This is a genomic window from Neorhizobium alkalisoli (assembly GCF_007829835.1).
Classification (GTDB): Bacteria; Pseudomonadota; Alphaproteobacteria; order Rhizobiales; family Rhizobiaceae; genus Neorhizobium.
Map to the genome: position 1 here is coordinate 1 of NZ_VIWP01000006.1, position 13376 is coordinate 13376.

General features: G+C 60.7%; 13 protein-coding genes. 5 read left to right on the forward strand and 8 right to left on the reverse strand.

Annotation, left to right across the window (positions count from 1 at the left end; translation table 11 throughout):
* Positions 1 to 204 precede the first annotated feature (204 nt).
* Positions 205 to 990 carry an alpha/beta fold hydrolase gene (locus FHW37_RS21725; RefSeq protein ID WP_145640194.1) on the reverse strand — a complete coding sequence of 262 codons (786 nt, stop codon included), beginning with the start codon at positions 988 to 990 and terminating at the stop codon, positions 205 to 207.
* A 161-nt stretch (positions 991 to 1151) separates the two neighbouring features.
* On the opposite strand from FHW37_RS21725, the gene FHW37_RS21730 reads away from it, so the two are divergent.
* The 3 genes from FHW37_RS21730 (at position 1152) to FHW37_RS21740 (ending at position 3296) form a co-directional block, all read left to right on the forward strand.
* On the forward strand, positions 1152 to 1712 hold the full coding sequence (locus tag FHW37_RS21730) for a sigma-70 family RNA polymerase sigma factor (RefSeq protein ID WP_145640196.1): 561 nt from the start codon (positions 1152 to 1154) through the stop codon (positions 1710 to 1712).
* A 2-nt stretch (positions 1713 to 1714) separates the two neighbouring features.
* Positions 1715 to 2374 (forward strand): NrsF family protein, encoded by a 660-nt coding sequence (locus FHW37_RS21735; RefSeq protein WP_145640197.1) that lies wholly within the window; start codon positions 1715 to 1717, stop codon positions 2372 to 2374.
* Positions 2375 to 2582: 208 nt separating this feature from the next.
* On the forward strand, positions 2583 to 3296 hold the full coding sequence (locus FHW37_RS21740) for a hypothetical protein (protein WP_145640199.1): 714 nt from the start codon (positions 2583 to 2585) through the stop codon (positions 3294 to 3296).
* Between the two features lie 55 nt (positions 3297 to 3351).
* On the opposite strand, the gene FHW37_RS21745 is transcribed toward FHW37_RS21740, so the two are convergent.
* The 5 genes from FHW37_RS21745 to FHW37_RS21765 all read right to left on the reverse strand — a co-directional run bounded on the left by FHW37_RS21745 (position 3352) and on the right by FHW37_RS21765 (position 8227).
* Positions 3352 to 4536 carry a M20 aminoacylase family protein gene (locus tag FHW37_RS21745; RefSeq protein ID WP_145640200.1) on the reverse strand — a complete coding sequence of 395 codons (1185 nt, stop codon included), beginning with the start codon at positions 4534 to 4536 and terminating at the stop codon, positions 3352 to 3354.
* A 74-nt stretch (positions 4537 to 4610) separates the two neighbouring features.
* A complete protein-coding gene (locus FHW37_RS21750; protein ID WP_145640201.1) occupies positions 4611 to 5390 on the reverse strand; it encodes an amino acid ABC transporter ATP-binding protein in 780 nt (259 codons plus the stop codon).
* The gene (locus FHW37_RS21755; RefSeq protein WP_145640203.1) at positions 5387 to 6313 is read right to left on the reverse strand and encodes an amino acid ABC transporter permease; all 927 of its coding nucleotides are present in this window, start codon (positions 6311 to 6313) and stop codon (positions 5387 to 5389) included. Before FHW37_RS21755 ends, FHW37_RS21750 begins: the two co-directional genes overlap by 4 nt.
* Complete coding sequence (locus FHW37_RS21760) at positions 6310 to 7194, reverse strand: ABC transporter substrate-binding protein (protein ID WP_145640204.1); 885 nt, start codon at positions 7192 to 7194, stop codon at positions 6310 to 6312. Before FHW37_RS21760 ends, FHW37_RS21755 begins: the two co-directional genes overlap by 4 nt.
* 49 nt (positions 7195 to 7243) lie before the next feature.
* A complete protein-coding gene (locus FHW37_RS21765) occupies positions 7244 to 8227 on the reverse strand; it encodes a nitrate ABC transporter substrate-binding protein (RefSeq protein WP_145640205.1) in 984 nt (327 codons plus the stop codon).
* A 103-nt stretch (positions 8228 to 8330) separates the two neighbouring features.
* Here FHW37_RS21765 and FHW37_RS21770 point away from each other — a divergent pair, with 103 nt between their 5' ends.
* Positions 8331 to 9656 (forward strand): PLP-dependent aminotransferase family protein, encoded by a 1326-nt coding sequence (locus tag FHW37_RS21770; RefSeq protein WP_145640207.1) that lies wholly within the window; start codon positions 8331 to 8333, stop codon positions 9654 to 9656.
* Positions 9657 to 9891: 235 nt separating this feature from the next.
* On the forward strand, positions 9892 to 11022 hold the full coding sequence (locus FHW37_RS21775; protein ID WP_145640209.1) for a polysaccharide biosynthesis/export family protein: 1131 nt from the start codon (positions 9892 to 9894) through the stop codon (positions 11020 to 11022).
* Positions 11023 to 11034: 12 nt separating this feature from the next.
* Here the strand turns inward: FHW37_RS21775 and FHW37_RS21780 are convergent, their stop codons facing one another.
* Both FHW37_RS21780 and tagF read right to left on the reverse strand, forming a co-directional pair.
* A complete protein-coding gene (locus FHW37_RS21780; protein ID WP_145640211.1) occupies positions 11035 to 11940 on the reverse strand; it encodes a protein kinase domain-containing protein in 906 nt (301 codons plus the stop codon).
* 9 nt (positions 11941 to 11949) lie between these two features.
* Positions 11950 to 13374 (reverse strand): type VI secretion system-associated protein TagF, encoded by a 1425-nt coding sequence (gene tagF / locus FHW37_RS21785; RefSeq protein ID WP_145640212.1) that lies wholly within the window; start codon positions 13372 to 13374, stop codon positions 11950 to 11952.
* Between the last annotated feature and the right edge of the window lie 2 nt (positions 13375 to 13376).

Consider the following 13376-nt stretch of genomic DNA (forward strand, 5'->3'; position numbering starts at 1 on the left):
CCCCCGCAACCAAATCTTTCCTCAAAGAATACCGGAATAAACGAAGGCAAACGCAGCGCGACGCGGCGCCAGCCTCAAGGCTCAACCGCGCGGGTTCCCGAAAACCATAAAAATGGCGCGGAGAGTGTAAGCTCACCGCGCCTGAAACGATAATGCTCTCGTCGGAATATCATTCACGACAGGGCATTACAGCTGAGCTCGCCCTTAACCCTTCCGGCCGGCAGCCTCCAGAATGAGCTCTGCGACCTCATGCGGACGCGAGATCAGCGACAGATGGCTTGCCTTCAGTTCTATCGTCTTCGCGCCCATACGCTTCGCCAGAAACCGTTCCAGATCCGGGTTGATCGTGCGGTCTTCGCTCGATACCGCGTAGAAGCTCGGCTTTGAGCGCCAGGCGGCGTCTGTGACATTGCCGGACAGCAGGGCTTTCTGGAACGGATACTGGGTCGCATAGAGAACTTCCGCTCTTGCCCTGGGAATGTCGCCGGCAAAGTCGTGGAGGAAGGCCTCTTCGGTGAGCCTTCCTTCGTCACCATCGAAAACGATGCCGGCGGATGCGGGTGGGGTCGAATAGGTCTTGGCAAGCGCGCCAAAATCCTCGTTGGCGTCGGGGGCGCGGGCGGCGATGTAGACGAGCGAGGACACGTTCGGATGCATGCCGGCCTGCGTGACGATCATGCCGCCGAACGAATGGCCGACCAACACGGTCGGGCCGTCTTGACGCGCGAGAACACGTTCTGCAGCGGCGACCGATTCAGGCAGCGTGGTCAGCGGGTTTTGCACCGAGGTGATGTTAAAGCCTTTTGGCTGCAGGCGGGATATGACATCGCTCCAGCACGAGCCATCGGCAAACAGCCCGTGGACAAAAACGATGTTCTTGGCTTTGGGCGGCTTGGCCACTGCAGGCGCTGCCATGCCTCTGGTGGAGATAAATGTCGCCGCGGCGCCTGCGACCATCGTGGCTGAAAATGTCCGTCTGTTCATGATCATCGGGGACTCCTGTTCAAGATAAAGCACATGCTTCGGTGGAGTCTTTCGACCGGCGGGTCGGTGGCATTACATCCTCACGTTTAAGTGATGATAATGCCTGCCTGGCCTTTTATCTGCCATGGGGCGTAACAAAGAGTCTTGCCGAAGCGAAGTAGGGGCAGATGGATACAAGGGAAGACAGGTGGGCCAGGGCAATGCGCGCCGAGCGTCTCGGCGACAGCGCTGCTTACGAAGCCTTCCTCAGGGATTTTGCCGTTTCTCTGCGGCGTATCGTTGCCCTGCAGTTGCGGCAGATGAGGTTCAGCGTGTCGGAGACCGAGGATGTGGTGCAGGAAGTGCTGATCGCCGTGCATTCCCGCCGTGATCAATGGAACCCGGATAGACCGTTGCGGCCCTGGCTCAATGCCATAACCCGCTACAAGATCATCGATGCCGGCCGCCGCCTGCGGCGGCATGCGCGCGGCCGTATCGATTTCACCGAGGAGGAATGGGCGGCCGTGTTTGCAACCGACGAGGTCGATTTCGATCACAACGTGGCGGACATGGAAAAGCTGATTTCCGAACTTCCGCGCAGCGAACAGGCGGCTGTCCGGGCGCTCGGCCTGGAAGGTGCGTCTGCCAGGGAGGCGGCAGAACAGCTCGGCTCGAGTGAAGGTGCGATTCGGGTGGCGTTCCATCGGTCGCTGAAGAAGTTGATGGCCGCCGCAAAGGAAAGGTTTTGACCATGAGCCAGAAGGACAATGTCAGTAGCGAGAGCACGGATGCCCTGATCAGGGGACTGGCCAGCCAGGCAGGCAAGCGGCGCGCCGGCGGATTGGCCTTTGACGCAGCCTTTCCTGCCGCATTGATCATATCGCTCCTTGCTGCGATTGCGGTGGTTCTCATGACGGCAGGTGCGCGCTCCGATCTGGTGGAAATCCTGTCGACATGGACCTTTCAGTTCAAGGTTTTCGGCATGATCCTGATCGGGGCAGGCGCGCTGCGGGCCGTCAGGGCCTCGGTGCGGCCCGGCAGCGGGGTTCACCCGGTGATCGGCCTTCTTCCGGGTGCAGTGTTTCTGGCTGGAGGCGCCGTGTTCGACCGTAGCGGGTTTCCGATATGGGGCGTGCACACCTTTTCGGTCTTCAATTGCGGCGGCATCATCGTCATGTCGTCCATCCCGGCATTGCTCGGCATCCTCGCTGCGATGCGCAGCGGTACGCCGACGCGTCTGGCACGGTCAGGTGCCGTCGCCGGCCTGCTTGCGGGATCGATCGGCGCCCTTGCCTATACGATCGCCTGCCTGAACGACGGCGCGGCTTTTGTCGCCTTATGGTATTCCCTCGCCATTGCCATGGTCGCGGTACTGGGAGCCCTCGTCGGTCCGCGGGTTCTGGCATGGTAAGGTGATGCAGGTGGGTGTGTCATCATGGACGACTGCCGGCCGGTTCCGGATGACGAAAGGGTTGTTGCCCATCATCCGTCAGTCCATGACGTGTTGTTTCGGCTTGACGTCAATTTTTGGTTGCGCAAAGCTTTGATCATCAGAAATCCGAGTCTGCTCATCGCTGTTTCGGCGGGACTTGATTGCTGCTTTGGGCGAAGGGGGCGAGATGAGGCGTGTTCTTGCATGGGCATCCGTGGCCCTGCTCGCAGGTTGCGTGACTGTCGATTATGCGAGCCTGCAGCCCGGCCAGTTCAAGGGCAGCGTCCTCGTCATGTGGGTGGATGAGGGAAGTACCTCGAGCGGCGATGGCAAATTTGTCTTCGTGCCCGATCCATCCGATCCGCTCACTTTTACGCGTGCGGGTAACGGGCCGGCGAAGGTGATCCGACCGGGTGTCATGTATACGGATGGTGGATCGATCCCGAAGATAGCGCAGGTGTTCAAGGGGCTCAGCCCTTGGGGGTATGCACCGGCTCACATGATCCATGACTGGGTGTTTACCGCGCATCACTGCCTGGTCGATGGTGAGAGCAATGCCGAGTATGACCGGATCTCAGGCGTGGAATTCGAGGATTCCGCCAAAATCCTCGGTGAAGCCATTCGCGGTCTCGTGGCGGCCAACAAAGTTCAGAAGAACGATGTCGCGGGTGGCGCGATCACCTGGGCCGTCGGAACGAGTATCGCCAGGGATCTGTGGGAGGTTAAGGGCGCCTGCAGCCGCGACAAGGTCAGTGCAGTCGATCTCGCCAGGATCGAGCAGGCCGTTCCCGGAAGCTCCGGTCTCGGTGCATCCGCGAGCGGACTGAGGACCTTGCGGAAGGCTCAACGGGCAGCGCCCGGAAGCGAGCCTGCCCGTCTGGTATCGAGAGTATCATTCTAATGTATATCGATCATCAGGCCGCCTGTAACGGCCTGATGAAGCTCGGCGATCCTGATCATAGATCCAGGTAACGCTCGGCGAGACGTGCCCACATGGCGGAACCGGTGGTCAGGCTACCGTCGTTAAAATCGTATTTCGACGAATGCAGGATGGCTGAATCCTTGCCATTGCCGAGGCGCAAAAAGCTGCCGGGGCGGTGTTCGAGGAAATAGGCGAAGTCTTCGCTGCCCGGCAGGAGAGGGCAAGTCGAGACATTGTCCGCGCCGATCAGTTCCTGAGCCACTTCATTGGCAAAGGCGGTTTCCTTTTCGGAATTCACCACGACCGGATAACCGTGCTCGTAGTCGATTTCGGCGGTGGCGCCGTGGCCTTCGGTGACGCTCGCCGTCAGCTTGCGGATGCGCTCTTCGAGGAAGGCGCGGATGGCCGGATCGAAGGAGCGGACGCTCATGGCGATCTTGGCCGTATTCGGAATGACGTTCGAAGCTTCACCGGCATGGATGGTGCTGACCGTGACGACGGCCGTCTGGGTCGGATCGACATTGCGCGAAACGATCGACTGCAGGGTCATGACGAGGTTGCAGGCGACGAGGACCGGATCGATCGTCAGGTGCGGGCGCGAGGCGTGACCGCCCTTGCCGGTAATGGTGATCTTCACCGTGTCGCCGGCGGCCATGATCGGGCCGGAGCGGGTCAGAAGCGCGCCGGCCGGCATGCCCGGATGATTGTGCAGGCCAAAAATCGCGTCGATCGGGAAACGGTCGAACAGGCCGTCATCGATCATGCGCTTGGCGCCGCTGTTCTTGCCTGCCTCTTCCGCCGGCTGGAAAATCAGCGTCACGGTACCGTTGAAGCGCTTTGTGCGTGCCAGATATTCGGCGGCGCCGAGAAGCATGGTCGTATGGCCGTCATGGCCGCAGGCATGCATCTTGCCGGAAACGGTGCTGGCATAGGCAACGCCCGTCTCTTCCTCGATCGGCAGCGCATCCATGTCGGCGCGGATGCCGATGCTTTTCGTGCCCGTGCCGTTCTTCATGACAGCGACGACACCATGGCCACCGACATTGCGGGTCACATCGTAACCCCAGGCTTCCAGCTTGTCGGCGACGTAACGGGCGGTCTCGGCCTCTTCGAATGAGAGCTCCGGATGGGCATGGAGATGGTGGCGGGTCGCCTTCAGGTCGGCTTCCATGGCATCGAAATCGGAGACGCGGGCGTAGAGATTGTCTTGGGCAGGCATCGGAGTTCCAGACTTTTGATATTGCAGGAAAAAAGACCCCGGCCTTTGGGGCCGGGGCGAGTTGGGGAGGAGTTCTAGAGGAAACGCGACAGGAAAGCCTTGGTGCGCGGATGCTGCGGATTGCCGATCACATCCTCGGGCTTGCCCTGTTCGACGATGACGCCGCCATCCATGAAGACGACGCGGTCGGCGGCTTCCCTGGCAAAACCGATCTCGTGGGTGACGACGATCATGGTCAGGCCCTGTTTCGCCAGATCCCGCATCGTCGCCAGCACCTCGCCGACGAGTTCCGGATCGAGCGCCGAGGTCGGCTCGTCGAACAGCATCAGTTTCGGCTTGATCGCCAGCGCGCGGGCGATCGCGACGCGCTGCTGCTGGCCACCGGAGAGCTGGCGCGGATAGTTTTCCGCCTTTTCCAACAGGCCGACGCGCTTCAGCAGCTGTTTTGCGTTTTCGATCGCATCCTTGCGGCTCTGGCCGTGAATGCCGACCGGCGCCTCGATAATGTTCTGCAGCACCGTCATATGCGGGTAGAGGTTGAACTGCTGGAACACCATGCCGATCTTGCGGCGCTGTTTTGCAATGCCGTTGGCGGATAGTTTTTCCAGCCGGTCGTTCTTCACCCGGTAGCCGATCTGTTCGCCATCCACCTCGATAAAGCCTTTCTGGATGGCTTCGAGGTGGTTGATACAGCGCAGGAAGGTCGACTTGCCGGAACCGGACGGTCCGAGAATGACGACGACTTCACCCGGCATGACATCGAGATCGATGCCCTTCAGGACTTCGAGATGTTCGAAGGCCTTGTGGACGTTACGGGCCTGCACGAGGGGCTTTGCATTGGCAATGGGGGTCAATGGCTTGCCTCCTCGGTAACAGTGGCGGCCTTGGCCATGCCGGCATTGCGGCGGTCACTGCGGCCGTAATAGGCCTCGATATAGCTCTGGCCGATATTCAGGACCGAGGTGATCAGCAGGTACCAGAGAACGGCGACCAGCAGCATCGGGATGATCTCGAAGGTGCGGTTATAGATCGACTGGACCGAATAAAGCAGGTCGGCCATGGCGATAACGCTGACGAGCGAGGTCGCCTTGATCATGCTGATCAGCTGGTTTCCGGTCGGCGGCACGATGGAGCGCATGGCCTGCGGAATGATGATCCGCCACAAGGCGCGCGCCTTGGTCATGCCGAAGGCTTCAGCCGTTTCGGCCTGGCCGCGATCGACCGAAAGAAGACCGCCACGGATGATTTCCGCCATATAGGCCGCTTCGTTGAGCGCCAGGCCGACGATTGCCGCCGTCATCGGGGTGATCACCGAATTGGTGTCCCAGCTGATCAGGGTCGGGCCGAAGGGAATGGAAATCGAGATCGCCGGAAACAGCGTCGACATGTTGTACCAGAAGATCAACTGGACGAGCAGCGGCGTGCCGCGGAAGAACCAGATGAACAGCGAGGCGAAGCCGCTCGCGAGCCGGTCGGTCGACATGCGCATGATGGCGATGATGAGGCCGACGATGACACCGAGGATCATGCCGACAACGGTGAGGCCGAGGCTGACATAGAGGCCCTTGATCACGGTCGGATCGAAAAAGTATTTCGCAACGACGGGCCAGCCGAAATTCTCGTTATTGGCGACGATCCAGCCGAAATCGATCACGACAAGCGCGATGACGATCCAGAGGACGAGGCGACCGGTGCGGAACGGCGTGTGGGCGGTTGCCACATCGCGAAAGTCTGCAGCGCCCGAAGGCGCTGCTGGTGTTGTGGTGCTTGTGCTCATTTGGGAAGCTGTCCACCGAGGTTGAGACCGGGCTGCTTGATCATGTTGTTCTCAAGACCCCACTTCTTCATGATCGCGGCATAGGTGCCGTTATCCATGAGAACCTTGATCGTATCGATGAGGAGCGGGCCAAGCGCCGAGCCCTTCGGCACGACGGCGCCCTGGAAGATGTCGTCAAAGCCGTTCTTCTGGCCGACGCCGGTCAGTTCCAGCTGGCCGTTCGCCTGGGAGACGAAATAGGTGAGCGGCGCCTGCGAGGAGAAGAAGGCGTCGGCGCGCTTGGAGCGGACGGCGAGGATCGATGCCGGCTGGTCGGTATAGGACTGGACTTCGACGGCACCCTTGCCATTGGCCACGCACTTGTCCGACTGGACCTTGATCACGCGCTCAGCCGAGCCGCCGGCCATGACCGAGACACGCTGGCCACAGGCGGTGTCGAGCGAGCTGATGCCCTTCGGATTGCCCTTCAGCGTCGCGAAGACCACGAATTCCTGAACCCAGTCGACGAAATCGTTGGCGGCTTCGCGATCCTTGTAGTCACCAACCGGGCCGAAGGCGAACTGGTAGCGGCCCGAATTGACGCCGGCCAGAAGCGCCGGAAGGCCGCCGACCGTTGCATGCTCGATCTTGACGCCGAGAACCTGTCCCATCGCGTCGGTCAGATCGGCGCTGGCGCCGGTCATTTCCGTGCCGGTGACGATCTCGTAGGGAGGGAAGGAACCATTGTTGACGGAGGTCATCTTGCCGGCCGTCTTGATGTCTTCGGGCAGCCGGTCGTGAAGCGCCTTGTTGACTTCCAGCTTCGGCGCATCCTCGGCCTTGGCAAGGCCGGCAAAGGCAGCGCCGGCGAGTGCAAGAGCGATCAGTTTCTTATGCGACATGTTCATTCCCCTTTGTCTTACCAAGTTACGTTTGTTGCGGTGTTTTGGTTCAGGCGCTCGCCATTTCGATGCGGCTGCCATCGGTGTCGTATTCGAAGAGCTCTTCCGGCCGCATGTGGCGCTTCATGATGCCCTGGGCATGCAGCTCGCCGGCGAAATCGTCGATCATCTTGCGGTTGGCGGCAAAGCCGCTGGCATCCCAGCCCTTGGGCAGGTCGCGCGAGGTCTTCAGCACCTCGTCGAACATCCACGGCGTGGTTTCGGCATATTTGCGGCGCTTCTCGGTCCACATCTTCTGCGATTCATCGACAAGCCGGCTGATTTCGGCGATCACCCACGGGTTTTCGGCAACGATCTCGGACTTGATGCCGATCATGTGCATGCCCGGGACATAACCGACAGCATCGAAATAGCGCTGCTCTTCGGAACGGAAATCCGCCAGAACCTGACGGAAGGGTGAACCCGGTTCGAAATAGCCATTCGGCATGAAGGGCGTGAAGATCGCATCGAGGCCACCGTCGCGGAGCAAGTCGACCATCGGGCGCTCGCCCGGGCAGGCTTCGATCAGGCCGGGCTGGCCAAAGCCGTCAAGGCGGTCGGTGATCGGATGTGCTTCCGTCAGGCGGCCAGCATACCACATCGCATCCTTGACCTCGACGCCTTCGCGGCGGATCGCGGCGCGGGTCCAGGTATTGCCGCTGTCGCGCCAGCCGGTGACGCCTATGCGCTTGCCGGCCAGCTGTGAAAGTGTGGTGATGTCGCTGTCGGCCATGGTCATGATGCAGCGATGGCGAAAGCCGCGCATGATGAAATTCGGAATGCCGACAACGCTGTGATCGCCATCATGACGCAGCTGCGTATAGCGGCTGAACGACATTTCGGCGGCGTCATGGTTGGGGTCCTTGCCGACATGCGAGACCAGCGTACCGATACGGTCGACCTCAAGGTCGAGCTTGTCCGAGATGATATCGCCGAGGACCAGCGGCGTCATGTAGTCCCAGTCACGCAGTGCAATTCGAAGGCGCAGTGTCATTTGAGATACTCATGTCAGAAAATGCTGATATACAGAGATTAAAATGTTCATTTACAAATGATCAAATGTTATTACGTTATTGAACATTAAATTTGGTGACAAAATGAGCGATGCCTACGATTCGAACTGGTTTGCCGAAAAATTAAGCGACCGCACAATTCGCGGAATCGCTTTGGAAACCAGTGCCTTGATCAGGGCGGGAGCGCTTCCGGTGGGCGTCAAATTGCCTCCGATCCGGGATCTCGCTTTTTCGCTCGGGGTGAGCCCGGCAACCATTTCGGAGGCCTGGAGCGAGCTTCGGCGGCGAAAGATCATCTCCGGAAGGGGCAGAAACGGCACCTGGGTGAGCGGTGATCGCTTCATTGCCAAGCCCGAACGGCTGGCAAGTTCCGGCCATTACGGCGCCGACGTGCTGGATCTGACGATGGCCGTACCGGATCCTCTGCTGCTGCCGCCGCTGGAAAAGGCGTTGGCCTATGGTGCCTTGGCGGAAAACCTCAACAGCTATGAACGCAGCCGCATCCTGCCCGAACTGGAGGCGGAAGTGCGCAAGACCTGGCCTTATGAGGCGGAGGCATTTCTGGCGACCAATGGCGGTTACAATGCCGTTTATACGGCGATCCATGCGCTGGTAACGCCGGGGGCGCCCGTCGCGATCGAGGAGCCGACGGCCATGCGTCTTCTCGATATTCTCGAACATCAAGGTGCCCGCATCCTGCCGGTGAAATGCGATGAACAAGGGCCATTGCCGTCATCGCTGAAGGAAGCAATGCATTACAAACCGGTCGTCTTCCTGTTCCAGCCGCGGCTGCATTCGGTGACGGGCAGGACCGTGACGACGCAGCGTCTTGGCGAACTTGCAGACGTCCTGCGCGACAGCGATACGCTGATCATCGAGGATGACGGCATTGCCGAAGTTGCAGCGACGCCGCGTCATTCGCTGGGCAACGCGTTTCCCGATCGTGTCATCCACGTCCTGTCTTTCTCGAAGACGCTCGGCCCGGATCTTCGCCTGGCGGTCCTGTCCAGCACCAAGCCGATCGTCGAGCAGATCCAGTCTTATCGCAGCTTCAGCGCCGCCTGGACCAGCCGTATCCTGCAGGCCGCCGGCGCCTGGCTGCTGCGCCATCCCGAAACCGCAGATTGTGTTTCGTCGGCAAGGGCGATCTACAAGAACCGGCGCGAAAAGCTTGCCGAAGCATTGCGCGCCAAAGGTCTCACCATCGGAGATGGCGACGGCCTGTCCCTCTGGGTGCCGGTCGCCTCGGAACCATTTGCGATCGTGACGCTTGCCGCGCGCAATATCGCGGTCAATCCGGGCAGCAAGTTTTCGGTCTCCCAGAGCAACAATATTCGTGTCGCGACATCGATGCTGGAGGACCGTTGCGAGGAAGTGGCCGACGCGATCGCGCTTGCACATGTGATGTAGCCTGAGGCCGGATCACCAGTCCTTTTGCCTGCAGATCCTGATTACCTATCGCCAAAACAAGCCGTTTCGGCGGTCTCGACATTGGTGGATGGCATCGACTTTTGCTGTGGGTTGCCGATAAGCCACAGGTTGTGCCTCCGGGATGTCACATTTGCCTTTTTCTTCGGGCCCGGTATTGCCGGGGTGACATCGCTTGATAGTTATCAATTCACGAAATTCTATCAAAGGTTACGTGATGCGGAAGCTGACCCCACTCGTTTTCCTCGCGCTTCTCACTGCATGCGCATCCCCATCCGATGGACCGGGTGCCGGCAGTTTCTATAGCGCAAAGGATCCTCGTACCGGTCAGCCCATTCCCGTTACCCGGCTTGCGAATGCGCCGATGACGCCGGTCACGGCGACACCACTCGCTTACGCGCCGAATGATCCGGGTCTCAGCAAGCTTTATTCCGGTGGTTTTGCCGATACGCGCCTGCGCAAGGGCGATGTCATCGAGGTGACGATTCTGGACACCGGCGAGGACGGACTGTTTTCGTCGACCCAGGCCAAGACGCTCAATCTCGGACGTTTCACGGTCGACTCGGCCGGCAGCGTCACGCTTCCCTTCGTCGGCAAGCAGCGGGTGCTGGAATCCTCACCTGAAGCTTTGCAGCAGAAGATTGTCAGCGGCCTCAAGGGCTCGGCGGTCAATCCGCAGGCGGTCGTGACCGTCGTGGACAAGCCGAGCAGCGGCTTCACCGTCAATGGCGATGTGCGCTCGGCCGGCCGTTTCCCGCTGACCGCGCGCAAGGAGCGGGTTCTTGACGGTATCGCGCTTGCCGGCGGCTCGTCTTCGGCGGCAAGTGCTGCGAGCGTTACCGTCATTCGCGGCAAGCAGCGCGCCACCGCGCCGCTGCAGCGGGTGATCGACGAGGATCGCCAGAATGTCTATCTCCTGCCGGACGATCAGGTTTTTGTCGGCAAGGATGCTCCGAGCTTCACCGCCTTTGGCGCCTTCAAGAGCGTCGGCGAATTCGAGTTCGAGCCTGGCAAGATGACCTTGATGCAGGCCTTCAGCCGTGCCGGTGGCCTGCTCGACGACCGGGCCGATGCCAGCAATTTCTACGTGGTTCGCAACCAGCAGGTCTATGGGCCGGTCTCGACCGTCAACGGCATTAAGGGCCCGGCTGCGGTCACCACCAAGCCGGCTATCTATCGCGTCGACATGAATGACGTGTCCAACCTGTCGCTGATGCAGCGTTTCCAGATCATGGATGGCGACATCCTCTACGCCAGCAATTCCAAGATGGTGGATTTCGCAAAACTCTTCACGATCTATCAGAAAAGCGCGCCGACGGCTGCAGCACCGCTGCCCGGCAGCAATTGAACCAATCCGCAATCACTTTTGAAAGCCGTCCAGTGCAATGAGGGCGGCTTTTGCATTTTCGGGCCGCGCCGTCCGGTCCTGTTCGCATAGCCTTCCTGCGAAAAATCTGAGCGGCTCGCCATCCGGGCCGCTGGCGTCGGGACAGTGATCAAGCAGGATCAGCAGCAGCCGGCCGGCCGAATAAAGATCGGTGCGCCCGTCCAGCACATCGCCATCCCGCTGTTCCGGCGCAGCCAGATCCGGTTGTCCGGCAAAGGAAAGGTCGAGATCTGCGTGCCGGCGGCCGATCTCGAGCGCAATTCCGAGGTCCGACAGTTTTATGGAAACGGGGCTGTCTCCGTAAAACAGAAGGTTGGAAGGCGAGACGTCGCAATGGACGTAACCGGCATCGTGCATGGCGGAGAGGCCTGAAAGCAGGCTTTTCATGATGGCTTCGATATCGGTGAGCGATACGGAATGGAGGCGAAGATGTTCCGCCAGACTGTTTCTGCACCATTCGGAGATCAATGCGGGGCGTCCATCCGCCAGGCGCAGCAAGGTCTGCGTGGTAACAAGATTCGGATGACGGAGGCCAAGGCCGATGCCCGCTTCCCGCAGCAGCAACCGTTTTGCCACCGGATCGTCCGCATGCTCCTGCTTCAGCAGCTTGATGGCGTGAAGCGTACCGAGATCCCGGTGGCGGGCGCGATGGATTTCCACGATCCTGCCATCATAAATCCTCTCCTCCAGCGTGAACGTATTGGCAAGGATCGTCGCCTGCTTCTCCGAAAGCCGGTCTTCGGCGCGGTCCAGTGCATCGCGCACCTGATCAACAAGCAAGGCCCGTTCTTCGGCCGGGCGAAGCGCATCGCCATCCTTCGTCAGGACATTCCAGAGCGCTGAAAATCTTTGCCCTATATCGTCGAAACCGGCCGACATCGTCCAGCCTCAGGCCACGCCCGCATCGATCACGATGGCGCTGAAATTGTCGCGGCAATTGGCGATCAGCGCCTCCTGGCCCAGCACGGCTGCGGTTTCGTCGAGATCGGTCGAGATCAGAATCTCGGCAATGCTGCGCTCCGGCAGAACCCGGCAGAGCGGATTGCTGCACAGAAGCAGCCGGTCGCCGTCATGGAGATTGTCGACGAGGGTTTCGGGGCTGAACTGGCCGGGCCGGCCGAGATAACGCGAAAGGCCGCGTTTCAGCCCGACCTCCAGATGATCGCGGGTGATGCAGCGCATCATGCCGTCGCGCAAAAGATAGCAACGAACATCGCCTGCCCAGCTCAGTGCGAAATCCCCGCCATGAACGGCGAGAACCGCGATGCTGGCCGCGGGCGGCTCCCTGTCGGCGGACATTCTGGCTGCCTGGATCAGCCCATGCGCGCGCCCGAGCTTGCCTTTTACGGTTTGCAGCAGGTCGTCGACCGTTTCCTGCGGGGTGATTTCCTCGAGCGCGGTGATCGCGATCCTTGCTACCTCGACTGCCGCATTGCCTTCTCCTATGCCGTCGGCAAGTGCGAAAAGGCCGCGTTTCGGCGATGCGAGCAGATGATCGGCATTGATCGAGAGCCGCGTGCCGGGATGGGAGACATCGCTATAGGCAAGCCGCAGCCTTGGTCGGGACGCGGATGTCGGTGCCGGTCTTTGTCCTGGTGTCGCAGCCGCGGCTGGCGGAGCGATAGCCGGTTCGGGGCGGGCAAGTGGTGCCGGATGGACAGGTCTTGCGGCCGTCCGGGTGGGCGTCTGATGCTCGCCAAGCAGTTTCAGAACGTCGGCGGGTTGTGGTGCGCCGGAGGTGCGAAAGCCGATCAGGCGCCGGTCATCGCCGCTGCGCCACCAGAGCGTGCCACTTGATCTGCCAGTTCCGGCTTCCGGCTCGATATCGCCGGGATGCGGGCTTCTCAGCCGTCTCAGCCTTGCGATGAACGCGTTGATGTCAAAATCCCGATGGGCAGAGGTTTCGGCAATTCCTTCCGCCGCGGTGAACCAACTGTCGTCGAGGCAAAGGCCGCGCGGGTCGCCGGTAAAGCCGGGGATCTGGGATGCGATGACGAGCGGAAAGCTGCGCCCGACCCGGTCGAGGCTCGGCAGGATGATGCCGACAAGGGTCGAAGGACCCCAATGGCCGCGCTCGACAACGAAACGCCAGGTCGGCATCGCCTTGAACCACGCTTCCCAGTCGTCCGGAAAGGCCTGCTGCAGGCGTTGCAGTCCCGACTGCAGCCAGATGTCGAGCATATCCTGCAACCCGCGGCCAAGGCCGGTCGAAACGAAATCGCCGTGGCTCGGCAGCTTGCCGAAAAAGCCGATCCGGTCGGCCTCCGTTGTGGTCGGTGTCGTCGTCTGGCGAAGGGCGGCCCGCTCGTTCATGT